This window comes from Serratia sp. NPDC087055 (assembly GCF_044900985.1).
Lineage (GTDB): Bacteria > Pseudomonadota > Gammaproteobacteria > Enterobacterales > Enterobacteriaceae > Serratia.
The window spans coordinates 1,287,285-1,302,850 of the sequence record NZ_JBJDOG010000001.1; the positions used below are offsets into that span (position 1 = coordinate 1,287,285).

General features: G+C 58.8%; 12 protein-coding genes. 7 read left to right on the forward strand and 5 right to left on the reverse strand.

The genetic code is table 11. From position 1 onward, the window contains the following. Nucleotides 1-7 precede the first annotated feature (7 nt). A complete protein-coding gene (locus tag ACI2J2_RS06045) occupies nucleotides 8-2,215 on the reverse strand; it encodes a molybdopterin cofactor-binding domain-containing protein (RefSeq protein WP_209633234.1) in 2,208 nt (735 codons plus the stop codon). A gap of 238 nt (nucleotides 2,216-2,453) precedes the next feature. Here ACI2J2_RS06045 and ACI2J2_RS06050 point away from each other — a divergent pair, with 238 nt between their 5' ends. Further along, the gene (locus ACI2J2_RS06050; RefSeq protein WP_037414954.1) at nucleotides 2,454-2,948 is read left to right on the forward strand and encodes a DUF1003 domain-containing protein; all 495 of its coding nucleotides are present in this window, start codon (nucleotides 2,454-2,456) and stop codon (nucleotides 2,946-2,948) included. A gap of 151 nt (nucleotides 2,949-3,099) precedes the next feature. Beyond that, on the forward strand, nucleotides 3,100-4,257 hold the full coding sequence (hpxO, locus tag ACI2J2_RS06055) for an FAD-dependent urate hydroxylase HpxO (protein WP_404759662.1): 1,158 nt from the start codon (nucleotides 3,100-3,102) through the stop codon (nucleotides 4,255-4,257). Between the two features lie 174 nt (nucleotides 4,258-4,431). Here hpxO and ACI2J2_RS06060 read toward each other — a convergent pair whose 3' ends face one another. From ACI2J2_RS06060 to ACI2J2_RS06075, 4 genes are all read right to left on the reverse strand, one after another. Beyond that, nucleotides 4,432-8,007 (reverse strand): molybdopterin cofactor-binding domain-containing protein, encoded by a 3,576-nt coding sequence (locus ACI2J2_RS06060; protein ID WP_404759663.1) that lies wholly within the window; start codon nucleotides 8,005-8,007, stop codon nucleotides 4,432-4,434. Continuing rightward, nucleotides 8,000-8,542: a (2Fe-2S)-binding protein gene (locus ACI2J2_RS06065; protein WP_404759664.1), complete on the reverse strand. Its 543-nt coding sequence runs from the start codon at nucleotides 8,540-8,542 to the stop codon at nucleotides 8,000-8,002. The genes ACI2J2_RS06060 and ACI2J2_RS06065 overlap by 8 nt, the downstream gene beginning before the upstream one ends. A gap of 147 nt (nucleotides 8,543-8,689) precedes the next feature. After that, on the reverse strand, nucleotides 8,690-9,163 hold the full coding sequence (locus tag ACI2J2_RS06070; protein ID WP_209633227.1) for a MarR family winged helix-turn-helix transcriptional regulator: 474 nt from the start codon (nucleotides 9,161-9,163) through the stop codon (nucleotides 8,690-8,692). Between the two features lie 66 nt (nucleotides 9,164-9,229). Continuing rightward, nucleotides 9,230-10,288 carry a 2,5-dihydroxypyridine 5,6-dioxygenase gene (locus ACI2J2_RS06075; protein WP_404759665.1) on the reverse strand — a complete coding sequence of 353 codons (1,059 nt, stop codon included), beginning with the start codon at nucleotides 10,286-10,288 and terminating at the stop codon, nucleotides 9,230-9,232. Between the two features lie 330 nt (nucleotides 10,289-10,618). Here ACI2J2_RS06075 and ACI2J2_RS06080 point away from each other — a divergent pair, with 330 nt between their 5' ends. The 5 genes from ACI2J2_RS06080 (at nucleotide 10,619) to ACI2J2_RS06100 (ending at nucleotide 15,559) form a co-directional block, all read left to right on the forward strand. Next, nucleotides 10,619-11,770 carry an FAD-dependent monooxygenase gene (locus tag ACI2J2_RS06080; RefSeq protein ID WP_404759666.1) on the forward strand — a complete coding sequence of 384 codons (1,152 nt, stop codon included), beginning with the start codon at nucleotides 10,619-10,621 and terminating at the stop codon, nucleotides 11,768-11,770. After that, nucleotides 11,767-12,561 (forward strand): alpha/beta fold hydrolase, encoded by a 795-nt coding sequence (locus ACI2J2_RS06085; protein WP_209633221.1) that lies wholly within the window; start codon nucleotides 11,767-11,769, stop codon nucleotides 12,559-12,561. The genes ACI2J2_RS06080 and ACI2J2_RS06085 overlap by 4 nt, the downstream gene beginning before the upstream one ends. A 16-nt stretch (nucleotides 12,562-12,577) precedes the next feature. Continuing rightward, nucleotides 12,578-13,330, forward strand: coding sequence for an Asp/Glu racemase (locus ACI2J2_RS06090; protein ID WP_404759667.1), 753 nt, complete (start codon nucleotides 12,578-12,580; stop codon nucleotides 13,328-13,330). A gap of 9 nt (nucleotides 13,331-13,339) precedes the next feature. Further along, nucleotides 13,340-14,008, forward strand: a complete 669-nt coding sequence (locus ACI2J2_RS06095) for an N-carbamoylsarcosine amidohydrolase (RefSeq protein WP_209633219.1) — start codon at nucleotides 13,340-13,342, stop codon at nucleotides 14,006-14,008. Nucleotides 14,009-14,251: 243 nt separating this feature from the next. Next, entirely contained in the window at nucleotides 14,252-15,559 is a 1,308-nt protein-coding gene (locus ACI2J2_RS06100) for an MFS transporter (RefSeq protein WP_404759668.1), read from the forward strand. The last annotated feature ends 7 nt before the right edge of the window (nucleotides 15,560-15,566 follow it).

Consider the following 15,566-nt stretch of genomic DNA (forward strand, 5'->3'; position numbering starts at 1 on the left):
TCCTTGATCAGACGCTGGCGTCGGGGTTAGGTCGATGAAATGGCAGACTAAGCGAAGTCCGCGGCCGCCCGAGCAACGCCAACGCATTGCCGACCGCAGGTGCAATCGTGGGGACACCGAGTTCCCCTACGCCAGTGGGTTTCTCCGTTGAAGGCACAATAATCACGTCTATTTCCGGCATTTCATCAATGCGCAGTGGGCGGAAATTGTTGAAGTTGGATTGCTCAATCACGCCATCTTTCAAGGTGATGTTGCCGTACAGCGCGATGCTCAGGCCATAACCAATTCCCCCCTCAATCTGTGCACGAATCACATCGGGGTTGACTGCCACACCGCAATCCACCGCACACCACACTTTGTGCACTCGTGGAATACCGCCTTCGCCGATAGAGACCTCGGCTATCTGCGCCACCAGCGTATCGAACGCCTTGGCAACACCGACGCCACGCGCCCGCCCCTCCACCACTTTCGCACCTTGCCAATTAGCGGCTTTGGCCACCGCACGCAATACCCCTGCCTCACGCGGCGCATCTCCCATCAACGCCAAACGCCCCTCGACCGGATCCTGCCCGGTCTCTTGCAGCAGTTGATCTATAAAGCTTTCCACCGCGTGACCGGTATGGGTACTGGCGACCGATCTCAGTGACGTCGTCGGCACCTTACCCGGCACGATATGCGCGTCGCAGCGGAAACTTTCAAAGCTATAGGGCACCTCACTGGCACCTTCAACCATCATCTGATCGAGGCCGTTAACCACCAGTGCCGTCATCGCGCTGTTAAGCGTCCAGGAATGGCCGACGATGGTATCGCTCCAGGCCACCACCTTGCCGCCACGGATCGCACCGCGCATCCGATGCAAGATCATCGGGCGGTACCACCCATTGCGAATATCATCCTCACGCGTCCAGACCACCTTCACGCCGTGGCCTGGGCCAATGGCCTTGGCCGCCGCCGCCATATCCGCTGCCAGATCCGGCCCCAGCGTTGGGTTACCCAAATCAATACGTCGCCCAAAACTGCCGCCAGCCAAAATGGTTTCAATTTCTACTTTGTCCGGCGGCAGTTGGAACAGATCGCACAGCTGTTTATGATCGAGGGTTTGGATCTGGCAGCCGTATCGCGCCTTGACGCTTTCGCCATCCCAGAACAGGTAACCGTCCAAGGGTTCCATCGGCGCATGAGCAACGTACGGGAAGGTGTATTCCGCCTCGATGACCTTATCGGCTTTATTAAAAGCGTCATCCAGATTGCCGTGGCTTTTCGCCACGACGCCGGCCTTTTGGGCCACCTGCCGAAACTCGGCAAAGATCTGTTCGGTGTTGCGGCGTTCGGCCTGCGAGTCATCCCACTCCACCTGCAATTTTTCGCGTCCCTGGATCGCCGCCCAGGTGTTTTTGGCGTACACCGCTACGCCGGTATCGGTCAGTTTCACCGTAACGACGCCCGGCACCGCCAGCGCCTTGCTGGCATCAAACGAGGCCACCTTGCCACCAAAGCGCGGCGGCTTTTTGATGGTCACCGTCAGCATGTCCGGCTCATGAATGTCCTGCGTAAATTGTGCCGTGCCGTTGGTCTTCGCTAGTGAATCCACCCGGTGCAGGCCGCTGGCCTTGCCGATCAGGGTAAAATTGGCGGGGTCTTTCAGTGTCAATGTGGCGGGATCGGGTGGCGGCAGTTGGCTGGCTAACAGGGCAAACTCACCGAAGCCTGCTTCACGCCCACTGGCAGCATGGCGGATCTTGCCCGCCTGCACGGTAATTTCCTGCGCTGATGTTTTCCAACGTTGCGCGGCGGCCTGAACCAGCATCGCACGCGCCATGGCGCCCATGCGGCGCATCTGCTCGTAAGCATTGGCTACCGAGCTGGAACCCCCGGTGCCCTGGAAACCGAATGACAGGTTTTTGTAGACGTTGGTGTCAACCGGCGCGGCAACCACCCGCACCTGCGCCCAGTCGGCGTCCAGCTCTTCTGCGACCAGGGTCGCCATGCCGGTGTACACGCCCTGGCCCACCTCGGTGTGTTTACTGATTACGGTGACAATCCCTTCCTGGTCGATCTGCACGAAGGCATTGGCTGCATGAGGATTGTTTTCAGGCACGGAGGCGGAGGATGAGCGGGCCAGAGCGCCGGTAGACGGCAGGTAGGCTCCGATCACCAGCGCACTGGCGCCGACGATAAAACGCCGCCGGGTAAGCGGGACTTCGGGTAGATTCATTGCTCATAGCTCCAAAATGCCGATCAACCTTAATCAATGCGGCGAAATCATTCTTTTTATGCGCACCGTCTGCATGCACTAGCGCGACAGGCTAATAGTTAGCGTAGTCTATTATTTTGATTGTTTAACATTCGAACGCGGTTTTCTGTGGTGGATTTGTGCTGTGTCTTGCGCGGGGATTTCGGCCCCCATGCTATAAATGACATCTTTCTTCATTACATTCACGAGTGTGAACGCCATGTCGCAACCCAATAAAAAGTTTCGTTTTTATCGCCCGTTGAAAAGCCTAACCCACACCTTTGGTGACCAATGGTTTGCGTTGAAGGCGGAGGCCTTTGCCCGCTTTTTCGGTACACCGACGTTTTTGGTCGGCCAGACCGTCGTCGTTGCCGTCTGGATTTATCTCAATCTGGCAGGCTTCACCAAGTTTGACCCCTATCCATTCATTTTACTGAACCTGGCATTCAGCCTACAGGCCGCTTATGCCGCCCCGTTGATCTTGCTTGCACAAACCCGGCAGGCCGAGCGCGATCAGGCACATGCTCTGACCGATGCTCAACACCGTGAGGATTTGGATGAGGCCATGGCGCAAAGGCAAACGCTCGCTGCCCAGCAATCTGATCAGTTACTGGCGCTGTTAAAACAAAACACAGAATTAACCGCCCTGACGAAACAAATGGCAGAGCGCATTGAAAACCTGGCAATCCAGTTGGCAAACCGGGATCGCACCTAGCGCAGTGACTTTTCTGGTGCAAAAGTACGCGGCCATTTTCCTGTATTGCACCAATGAGCATCAGGCGGCTGCCTTATACCGCGCCAGCGCCCTGTTTACGGGCTGGTATGGAAATTGCTTCTCCTCAGCATGGCTTATGAAGGAGAAGAACATGAAAGCAATCGTCATTGGCGGCGGCATTGGCGGTCTGTGTACCGCCATCGCATTGAAGCGTTGCGGCATCGACACCGAGGTGTTTGAAGCCGTCAAAGAGATCAAACCGGTTGGCGCTGCAATTTCCATTTGGCCCAACGGCGTTAAATGCCTTAATTATTTGGGGATGAAAGAACCGTTGCGGGCGCTCGGCGGTGCCATGCACTACATGGCGTATCAGGAGTATCGGCACGGCCAGACGTTGACGCGCTTTAGCCTGGAGCCGCTCATCGCCAGCGTCGGCGAACGCCCTTACCCGGTAGCCCGCGCCGAACTGCAAGCGATGTTGCTCGAGACTTATGGCCGAGATCAGGTGCGTTTTGGCAAGCGCGTCAGTAGCATTGAAGAAACGTCGGAAGGCGTGACTGCCTGGTTTGAAGACGGTAGCCAGGTCAGCGGCGATTTCCTGATCGCCGCCGATGGCACCCATTCCGTCATTCGCCCGTATGTGCTGGGCCATGGCGTTGATCGCCGCTACGCCGGTTACGTCAACTGGAACGGGCTGGTGACCATTGATGAATCCATCGCGCCAGCCGATCAATGGACTACCTTTGTTGGCGAAGGCAAACGCGTGTCGTTAATGCCGGTATCCGACAACCGTTTCTACTTTTTCTTCGACGTTCCGCTGCCCACCGGGCTGGCGGAAGATCGCAGCACCGCGCGTGCCGATCTACAGCGTTATTTCTCTGGCTGGGCCGAGCCGGTGCAAAAACTGATTGCGGCGATCGACCCCAACACCCTTAACCGCATAGAAATCCACGATATCGAACCTTTCGAACAACTGGTTCGCGGTCGCGTGGCATTATTGGGCGATGCCGGGCACAGCACCACACCGGACATCGGCCAAGGCGGATGCGCGGCAATGGAGGACGCCGTAGTACTGGCGATTGCCTTGCAGACAAATTCACTGGGTATTGAAGATGCGCTGCTGCGCTATCAGGAAAAACGCGGCTATCGCGTGAAGGATTTGGTGCTGAAAGCCCGCAAACGTTGCGATGTGACTCACGGCAAAGAAATGGAGATCACCCGCGGGTGGTATGAAGAGCTGAAAACCGAAACCGGCGAACGCATTCTCTCTGGCATGAAAGAAACCATTATGGGCGGGCCGCTGGCCTGAGTCGCTTATCTCTTTGCCCGTCGTCTGTTTTTTTCCGCCATTTTGGTAACAATAATGGCTCTTGGGCATTTCACCTGCCTGCTGACAGGTGAAATGCCTGTCTGCGGCCTCCTCCTTAAGGCGCCGCACAATACAAAAGGACGCAAGCTTGCTTGCGCCACTTTCTGACAGCCGCTAATGACTACCAGGATTAGCGCGTAACCTGGCCACCTGCGCCTCAACCCCGGACCAGGCCGGTTTGTCAGCGGCATAGCGCTGGCGCAGATAGTTCACCAAATCCGCCACTTGTCGATCGGAAAAGCTGTCCTTGAAGCCAGGCATAAAACCCAGTTCGGTAGTGGCTGGTTTGGCGATGCCTTGCAGGATCACGTGGATCAGGTTGTCCGGCCGCTCGCTGAAAATATTGGTGTTATTGGCCAGATCAGGACTGACGCCAAACAGTTGCGGCCCGCCGCTGGCGGCGCTGTGGCAGGCCTGGCAGGCCCCCTGAAACAAGCGCTCACCGGCCTGCTGACCCAATGCGGGTTGCAGGCTGGAGGCCAATTTTACCTGCGGTTCCAAATTCAATTGCGTCGGACTGCTCAGGGATATCAGGTAATTGGCCATCGCTCGCACGTCCGATTCCGGCAACGTCGCCAGTTCGCTGACCACCGGCCCCATCGGCCCTGCTGCGACGCCGTGTTCGGTTGAATGACCGCTGCGAAGATACTGGAACAGTTGATCCTCGCTCCAGGGTTTATCCGCATTGGCCAGTTGGTTCAGCGCCGGCGCCTCCCAGCCGTCCACCATCGCGCCGGCCAGGAAACCGGGGCCGCCCTTTTCCGCCCCCATCAGGTTGCGCGGCGAATGGCAGGCCGCACAGTGCCCCAACCCATTGACCAGATATGAACCCCGGTTCCACTGCGCAGTTTGCATTGGGTTCGACTGGAACTCACCCTGACGCAAAAACAGCGCATTCCAGCCGGCCATCAGCGGGCGCAGATTAAACGGAAAACGCATCTGGTTAGTCGGATTAGTCTGCGCGACCGCTGGCTGCGACATCATATAGGCATACAGCGCCTGCATATCGCCGTCGGTCATTTTACTGAACGACGTATAGGGAAATGCCGGATACAGATGACGACCGTCACGGCTGATACCTTGCCGCATCGCCCGGTCGAAAGCCGTAAATGACCAGTTGCCGATCCCGGTTTCCACGTCTGGGGTAATATTGGTGCTGTACAAGGTGCCGAACGGCGTTTCCATCGCCAGCCCCCCCGCATTGGTCGCCCCCTCAGAGGCGGTGTGGCACACCGCGCAATCCCCCACGGCGGCCAGTTGACGACCGCGCTCCAGAGTGGCCGTCGACCAGGTACTTGCCCCTGAGGTGGCCACCGGGGCAATCTCGGCCCGCCACGGCAACGCCGTCGTCGCGACACCCAATACGGCACCGAAAATACCGACCGCACCGCCGAACCACCATTTGCTGCGTTTGGGTTTTACCGGTGGCGCAGGTTCCTGCCGGGCGCTATCCGGGCCGTTCAACGCCTCGCGCAGACGATCGGACGTGATCGGCAACTCGCGAAAACGAATGCCGGTAGCGTCGAACACCGCATTGGCAATGGCCGCCGCACTGGGTACCGAAGCAGACTCTCCGGCCCCCAACGGGGGATCATAAGGCCGCGGCATCATCACCACATCCACCTCAGGTACTTCCGGGAACGTCAGGATGGGGTAAGCGCCCCATTCCTTACTGGAGATCGTCGACGCCTCGAAGGTCACCCGTTCTTTCAGCACCCGGCTGGTCGACTGGATCACGTTACCGTGGATCTGGTGACGCACACCGTCCGGGTTGACCATCATGCCGGCGTCGTGCCCGACCACAATACGCGTGACCGCCACTTCACCGCTGGCCTTGTCGATCGCCACATCGGCGACCCAGGCCGCCCAGGCGGCACCAAAACCGGGGAATTTACTGTGAATGTAGCGCGCATAGGCAAAACCGCGCCCGCGCAGCACACCGTCTTCCGCCGCGGTTTGCATCGGTTCGGTATGTGGCGTCCAACCTGCCCGTTCGGCGGTGCTGAGCATCAGTTCGGTGGCGCGTTGATCTTTGATATAACGCAGCCGGTACTCGAGCGGATCCACACCGGCAGCGGTTGCCAACTCATCGATATAGGACTCGTGAGCGAAGGTATTCGGCAGTGCCGACACGCCGCGCATCCAGGAGGCACGCACGATGGGCGCCATATCCTCAATGCTAACGCGCAGCTCGGGGTATTCATAAGGCGGCACCGAGGTGCGATCGCCCATCTCATAGGCCACCGGCACCGGTTCGACCATCCCGGTCAACAACAGTGCCAGCGTGGGTGCACCGTTGGACGGATAATAGGTACGAAAATCATAGGCCACCGGATGACCGGCGGCGTCCAGCCCACCGTCAACTTCCATCAGTTGTGCGGTGCCCTTAGGTTCCCACAGGTGTTCCTGTTCGCGGGTGAGCTGAACCCGCACCGGGCGGCCCACCGCGCGCGACAGCAAAGCCGCATCGGCGCAAACATCATCGGCACAGTTACGGCCGTAGCAGCCTGCAGCTTCCATGCGGATTATCTCGATCTGTTCTTCCGGGTATTCCAGTAACCAGGCGAGATCGGCACGCAACAGGTGCGGGTTCTGGCTACCTGACCACACCTGCAACTGCTGCGGTTGGTAGTCCGCCAGCGCGCAGGAAGGACCGATAGAGGCGTGCAGTTGGTACGGCCACAGGTAGCTGCGGGTAAAGCGCCTATCGGCGGCAGCCAAAGCCGCATCCACGTTACCGGTGTCATGCACCACCCGCGTAGAATGCGGGTTATCGCGCAGCGCCTGCGCCACGTCGGTCATCTGCGGGAGGTTACGCCGCCAGTCCTTCCAGCTCACCTGCAGCGCCTGCGCCGCCTTGATCGCCTGCTCCTCGCGCTCGGCGACAATGCCGATAAAATCCCCGATCACCACCAGTTTAATGATGCCGGGAATATGAGCAATTGACTGTTCTTCTACTGCCAACAGGCTGGTACCGACAAACTCGCCGCTGTCGTAACCGGCATACGGCGGCCGCACCACCCGCCCGTGCAGCATATTCGGCAGCCGCATGTCGTGCACGTAAGTGGATTCGCCGGTGGCCTTGGCCGGAATATCGACGCGTGCGGTGCTGGTACCGACCAGCCGGTAGTCGGCCTGCGGCTTGAGTGGCGCATCGCCGGAGATCGGCAGTTCAATATGCACCCCGTTAACCAGTTCGCCATAGCTCACCGCGGCTCCCTTCGGGCTGACAATGGTGCCGTCGTTCAACGTCAGTTGCTCAACCCTAACGCTAAAGTGCTGCGCTGCCTGCTCCAGTAGCCAGCGCCGTGCCTCGGCGGCGGCATTGCGCAGCGGTACGGCGGAAATTTGCAGCGTGGCGCTGGCAATGGTGGCGCCCTGATTCGGCGTGCTTTCGGTATCGCCTAACACCATGCGTACCTGGTCCATGCGCAGATAGAGTTCTTCGGCGACAATCTGCCCCAGCGCGGTGCGAACACCGGTGCCAAGATCGACATGGCCGTTGAAGGCGTAGACTTCGCCGCTGTCGCAAATGGCGATGAACAACCCCTGTTCTTTGGGTTTCAGGCTCGGGGTCTGGCCTTTCGGCACCAGGCCCGGCGGGGGTTGGATCTGATCGATAATCAGCAAGGTGCCATGACGTTGCAATAATTCGGCCTGGCTCGGGAATGAGGAATGGGCGTCAGTCATGGGGCGAGATTTCCTCACTGCGGCAGAGAATGATGGCGCGCTGAACCGCACGCAGGATTTCGATATGGGTGCCGCAGCGGCACAGGTTGCCGGACAGCGCCTGACGGATCTCGCCATCGCTGGGCGACGGGTTGCGATCCAACAGGGCCTTGGTGGTCATGATCATGCCGTTCAGGCAGTAGCCGCACTGGGCCGCCTGTTCTTCGATAAAGGCACGTTGCACCGGATGCAGATGCTCGCGATCGCCCAGCCCTTCCAGTGTGGTAACGGCATGCCCGGTCATGCCCAGAGCCGGGATCACACAGGCGCGTGCGGCAATGCCGTCAACCAACACCGTGCAGGCACCGCACTCACCCAGGCCACAACCGTATTTCGGGCCGTTAAGCGCCAGATCGTTACGCAATACCAGCAGTAGGGGCGTATCCGCCATGACCCGGGTATGAATATCTTCGCCGTTGACTGACAGCATCAGCGGATGCTCCGTCAGTGTTTTTACCGCGCCTTCCCTGGGCAATTGCACTTCAGCTATCGCCATTTTTGCGTCTCCGCCTGCGCTCTGGTTATACCCGCCATCGTTCAAATCGCCGCTGGGTGCCCAGCGTGAAAGCCAGAGGGTATATATTGTGGGCCGTGACCTCGCCGCCACCGCCTTCACCAGATAACCGCAGTTGCGGGTGGCGAATCAGGTGGCCGGCGGGTCCTCCAGCATTTTATTAAGCAGGAACATCAGTGCTATACGTTCGGCCGGATTAAGCGTACCGAAAGTTAATTCTGTGATCGTCGCCGCATGCGGCAGTGTTTCCGCCAACAGCGCAGCGCCGTTGGCGGTCAGCCCGACCACCACTTTGCGTCGGTCGATCGGATCCGGCATCACGGTGATCAATTCACGCGCCTTGAGACGCTCGACAATACCGCGAATGGTCGCCTGATCGACCGCCGTCGCCTGCACCAACTCGGTCAACGAACTTGGGCCCATGTCACGCACCGCGCACAGCGTAATAAACTGCACGGCGGTCAATTGCGAATCGCCAACGTTCTGCTGGAAAATCGCCACGTGGCGCTGATAAACCTTGCGCAGCAGGTGCCCGACTTGTTCAGTAAAATGATAATTTTCGGTCTTGCCGTTCTCTGCAGCCGGGTATTCGGGGGGCGTCATTGCGTTACTCTCACCATCTATGGAAACCACCGAGAATAGTACAAACCCCCACGTTTAACAGCAAGGTTAACCCTGGTTGACCCGCGATGCCGCCGGTGCCACCACTTCGCCATTCGCCACCACCGTAGCCCCGTCCAGGCTGATGTCGCAATGGCGCAGCGCGATGTCCATATGGCACGGCGTTTTGCGCGTGCCGCCGACTTCGGTATTCGGTCCGGTGGAGAACAGGAAGTTGCCGTAGAAGGCGCGTGCATCCATACACATACCGTCGTTTTTGTCGTGTAAACCCATCGCCGTCCACTGCGCCCGTGGCTGCAAGCCCCAACCGATATGCGAGATGCCGTACACCTCCGGGTCGTTGAAATACTTCATATACTCCCGCAGATATTCCGCTTCAAAGCCACCGTGAATACGCGTCACAAAGCCTTTATCGATCTCCAGCGTAATGCGCTCACGCGCATAGCTCTTGAACGGCAACAGAATATCGCCCACCTCCAGCACCAACACCCCTTCCGCCTGTTCTTCATTCGGCCAAGTGAACAAGAACCCGCTCGGCCAGTGATCCCAGCGCCCCGGTTCGTCGGCATAGCCGTATTCGGTCACCGTCGGGTATTGCCCCAGCGGCGCACGGAAATCGCTGCCGGCAGCAGACTTCACCTCCATCAGTTTGGCCTTCTCCAACACCGTGGCAGCCGCCAATACCCGTGCTTTGTCCTCTGCATTAGGCAACATCCGTGCCAACACCTCTGGCGGTTCGACGGCCAGCAGAATACGCGTGCCGGTTTTCAGGATCTGTTCCTGCTCCGGTGAGTGCAGCAGCATCATGGTGTCGACAATCAGATCGGCCGCCTCCAGTGCGCGCTGCGCCGCAGGGTTACCGGTCAGCGCCGTGTCGCCGCAGTAAGCCGTCATGTCATTGCCCATGGCACGCGGATGGTTGAATGACGGCAGTTCTACCGCATAAACCTTGGCACCCAGCCGTAACGCCGCATCGGTGGCAGCACGTACCGTACGCGCATCGGAATAGTGGCTCTTCAGGATCGCCACGCTTTGCGAAGCATCCACCTTCGACAGCCTAAGTACCTGCTCGAACAGTTGAACCAACTGACTATCATTGACCGCCATAGTGTATCTCCTGTCTCGCTATGGGTTGGACGACGCACCCGGCGCCGATGAGGTTATTTTGCGCAAATTAAAGTGAATACGCTCTTTTAATCATATAATCCCAAAATCAGACAGGAAGCAACACTCCGCGATTACCCATAAGTAATTCCTATTTTAAGCCCTATCCATCCTGTGATTAACATGAGATTAACAGAAATCGGCGATTGATTAGCGTGAGCCAGATCTAAATTAACACTTGTGCAACTTTTCAATATAAAGCGTATACACTATAAACCAATCATCCGGCGTCACTGCGGATGACGGGTAAAAAAACCAACAGTCAGGGGAAAAATGATGAGCAAACAACAACGCATTGCCGTAGTCGGCGCCGGTCTGGGTGGCGCAGCAGCAGCCGGTCTGCTGCAGAAAGCCGGCTTTGCCGTCGACCTGTACGAACAGAGCCCAGTGTTTTCACGCCTGGGGGCCGGTATCCATATGGGGCCGAACGTACTGAAGATTTTCCGCCGCCTCGGTATTGAACAGCCACTGGAGCAAATGGCCTCGCACCCGGACTTCTGGTTCAGTCGCGATGCCGAAAGCGGTGACTATCTGTCGCGCATTGAGCTGGGGGCCTTTGCCCGCAAAGAGTACGGCGCGGCTTACGTGACGGTACACCGGGGCGATTTGCAGGCCTTGCAGATGGCCGCCTTGCAACCGGGCAGCGTGCATTTTGGCAAGTGCCTGAGCAAAATTGAGGAACGCGACAACGAAGTGGTGCTGAACTTTGCCGATGGTACCCAGGCCAGCGCCGATATCGTGATTGGCGCCGACGGTATCAACTCCCGCATTCGCGAACACCTGCTGGGCGCTGAAGCGCCGACCTACAGTGGCTGGGTCGCCCACCGTGCGTTGATCCGCGGCGAAAAACTGGCCAAATACAACCTGAGCTTTGAAGACTGCGTGAAGTGGTGGTCGGCAGATCGCCACCTGATGGTCTACTACACCACCCAAAAACGTGATGAATACTATTACGTCAGCGGCGTGCCTCACCCGGCGTGGGATTTCCAGGGCAGCTTTATCGACAGCAGCCGCGAAGAAATGTACGAAACCTTTGCCGGCTATCACCCGATTGTGCAAGCGCTGATCGAGTCCAGTGAACAGGTCACCAAATGGCCGCTGTTGAACCGTAAGCCGCTGCCGCTGTGGAGCGAAGGCCGAATGGTGCTGCTCGGCGACGCCTGCCACCCGATGAAACCACACATGGCGCAAGGCGCGGCGATGGCGATCGAAGATGCCGCCATGCTGGCGCGCTGCCTGCAGGAAACCGGTTTGACCGACTACCGTACCGCTTTCCAACTGTATGAAGCCAACCGCAAAGAACGCGCCTCCCGCGTGCAGGCCGTTTCCAATGCCAATACCTTCCTGCGTACTCAGGAAGATCCGGCCTGGGTCTACGGCTATGACCTGTACGCGCAGGCGCTGAAGTCGGAGAACGCCGCATGAGCCACTTCCTTTATGGCGCCAACGTGCAGGCCAACGGCATTCGCCAGCACTACCTGCGTTACGGGGGGCAAGGCCCGGTAGTGATCCTGATCCCCGGTATCACCAGCCCGGCGATTACCTGGGGCTTCGTTGCCGAACGGCTGGCCGAGCGCTACGACACCTACGTGCTGGACGTGCGTGGCCGTGGCCTGTCCGCCAGCGGACCGGATCTGGCCTATGACGCTGAAACCTGCGCCGAGGACGTCAACGCCTTCGCCGCCGCATTAAAGCTGGAAAACGTCGCTCTGCTTGGCCATTCGATGGGTGCGCGCTTTGCACTGCGCGCTGCCGCGCTGCAACCGGCTGGCGTACGGCGTTTGGTATTGGTCGATCCGCCGGTTTCCGGCCCCGGCCGTCGTGAATATCCGGGAAAATGGCCCTGGTACGTTGATTCGATCCGCCAGTCGCTGCAGGGGATGGACGCCGAACAGATGCGCAGTTTCTGCCCGAGCTGGAGCGAACAACAGCGCCAACTGCGGGCCGAGTGGCTGCACACCTGCTACGAACCGGCGATTCAGCGCGCCTATGAAGATTTTCATCAGGTCGACAGCCACCGCGACTATCCCTCGCTGAGCATGCCGACGTTGCTGATGATTGCGGGCCTTGGTGGCGTGATCCAAGCGGAAGACGAAGCGGAGATCCGCCAGTTGCAGCCGGAAATTACCCTGGTTCACGTTGAAAAAGCCGGCCATATGATCCCGTGGGACGACTTCGACGGTTTCTTCCACGCCCTGGGCGATTTTCTGGATTAATTAAGGAACCTTTGTCATGAGCAAAAATTACCGTATCGGCCAGATCGTGCCCAGTTCCAATACCACGATGGAAACCGAAATCCCGGCGATGCTGACCGCACGTCAGTTGATCCGCCCGGAACGCTTCACCTTCCACTCCAGCCGCATGCGCATGAAGCACGTCAGCAAAGCAGAGCTGGCGGCGATGGACGCCGAATCAGACCGCTGCGCGCTGGAGCTTTCCGACGCGCAGGTCGACGTACTCGGCTATGCCTGCCTGGTAGCGATCATGTCGATGGGATTAGGCTATCACCGTGAGTCCCAGGCGCGGCTGGCGCAGGTGACTCGGGACAACAACGCCGCCGCCCCGGTGATCAGCAGCGCCGGGGCATTAGTCAACGGCCTGAAGGTGCTGGGTGCCAAACGTATTGCACTGGTGGCGCCCTACATGAAGCCGCTGACCCAAATGGTGGTGGAATATATCGAACACGAAGGCATTGAGGTCAAGGTGTGGCGCGCGCTGGAGATCGCCGACAATCTGGCCGTAGGCCGCCATGATCCGGCCAACCTGCCGGGCATTGTCGCGGAAATGGACCTGAGCGATGTGGACGTTATCGTCCTGTCCGCCTGCGTGCAGATGCCATCGTTACCGGCGGTCGCTACCGTGGAGGCGCAAACCGGCAAGCCGGTGCTGACCGCCGCCATCGCCACCACCTACGCTATGCTGACGGCCCTGGAGCTGGAGCCGATCGTTCCCGGCGCCGGCGCCCTACTGTCCGGCGCTTATTGAGGAGGCAACATGGAATCCGCAACCGAGAACAGTCTCACCGATAACTACAGCGGCGTCTGGGGTAACCGTATCGGTTTCGGCCATCGCCCGGCACTGTTGGTGGTCGACTTTATGCAGGGCTACACCACCGAAGGTGCCCCCTTGTTCGCCCCTGGCGTGGTCAGCGCGGTCGATGAAAGCGTGGCATTGCTGGCTACCGCACGCCAGGTGGGTATTCCGGTGATCCACACCAATATCCGCTATCATGCAGGGCATTTTGCCGACGGTGGCATCTGGGTGAAGAAAGCGCCGGTGATGAAAGACATGGTGGAAGGTCATCCGCTGGCGGCATTCTGCCCGCAGGTGGCACCGCTGTCCTCGGAAGTGGTGTTGACCAAGCAGTACGCCAGCGCCTTTTTCGGTACCTCGCTGGCCCCCATGCTGGTGGCGCTTGGCGTCGATACCCTGTTGCTGGTCGGCTGTTCGACCAGCGGTTGCATCCGCGCCAGCGCTGTGGATGCGGTACAGCACGGATTCCGCACCATCGTGGTACGTGAATGCGTGGGCGATCGCCACCCTGGCCCGCATGAGGCCAATCTGTTCGATATCGACAGTAAATACGGCGACGTCGTGACCAAACAGGAGACCCTCGATTATCTGTACACAAAATCATTCAAATTGCGTCGAGGCGGCAACTGAGTGAATCCCGATGAGCTTACTCAAGTAAGTGATTCGGGTGAACAAAGGCAGCCAACAAGGACGCAGTTTGAAGGATAAAGTGTAAAAACCGGCTGTAATCCAGAGCTTCACCTGCACGGAGAACTGAAAAATAAAGAAGGCGCGGCAAGCGCCTCAAGCGACCGCCCGATACAGGGCGGCGATCAAGCCAACACACAACACTCCTCCTCAGGAGGCCACCATGCACCACCTGGAGACATCATCATGGCCATTGTTGAAACCCCGTTAACCGGGAAAGCGGGCGCAGAATCGCTTCTGTACCGCAAAATCACCTGGAAGCTGATCCCGTTTCTCTGTCTGTGCTATCTGGCCGCCTACCTCGACCGCATCAACGTCGGGCTGGCCAAGCTGCAGATGGCAGAGCAACTGCAATTAAGCGAGGCGGCCTTCGGTTTGGGTGCCGGGCTGTTCTTTGTCGGCTATATCCTGTTTGAGGTGCCTAGCAACCTGATCCTGCAACGGGTCGGCGCCAAGGTGTGGATCGCCCGAATCATGATCACCTGGGGCCTGCTTTCCGCGTGCACCATGTTCGTCACCACCCCGAATCAGTTTTACGTCATCCGTTTTCTGCTCGGCGTGGCGGAGGCCGGTTTCCTGCCCGGCGTGCTGTTCTACCTGACGCTGTGGTTCCCGACCTACCGCCGCGGCCGCATTATTGCGTTGTTCATGATCGGTCTGCCGCTGTCGAGCGTGCTGGGTGGCCCGATCTCCGGCTGGATTATGGGGCATTTCGACATGCGCCACGGGCTGCACGGTTGGCAGTGGCTGTTCTTGCTGGAAGGTATCCCCAGCGTACTGCTGGGCATACTGACGTTCTGGGTGTTGCCGAACCATTTCCGCCAGGCCAAATGGTTATCCGACGAAGAGAAACAGCGTATTGCGGATGACCTGGCGCAAGATGATGCCGAAGCCGGTCACAGCAAACACCGTTTTCGCGACGGCTTTTTTAACCTCAAGGTCTGGATGCTGGGCGGCATCGACTTCTCGATCCTGCTTAGCGCCTATGCGATGGGGTTCTGGATGCCCACTTTTATCAAAACCGCCGGGGTGACCGACATTACCACCATCGGTATGCTGACCGCGCTGCCGAGCGTCGCCGCACTGCTGGGTATGCTGCTGATCGGCACCAGTTCTGACCGCATGCGTGAGCGGCGCTGGCATATCATAGTGCCGTTTATTGTTGGCGCGATGGCGATGGCTGGCAGTACGTTCTTCACGCACAACGTGATCGCCACGGTGTTGCTGTTCTCCGTCGCCCAGGCGACGATCATCGGTGCGGTGCCGGTGTTCTTCAGCCTGCCGGCCACCTTCCTGCGCGGTACGGCAGCGGCCACCGGCTTTGCGCTGGCCTGCTCGCTGGCAAATATCGCCGGGTTGGTGAGTAACTCGCTGATGGGTCTGGCACTGGATCTGACCGGAAAAAGCGGTGGCGCACTCTGGGCCTTCGCCGGTTGCCTGCTGATCAGTTCTTTACTGGTGGTTGCCCTGCCAGCCAAGGTGGTTAACCGCTGAAGGTGTT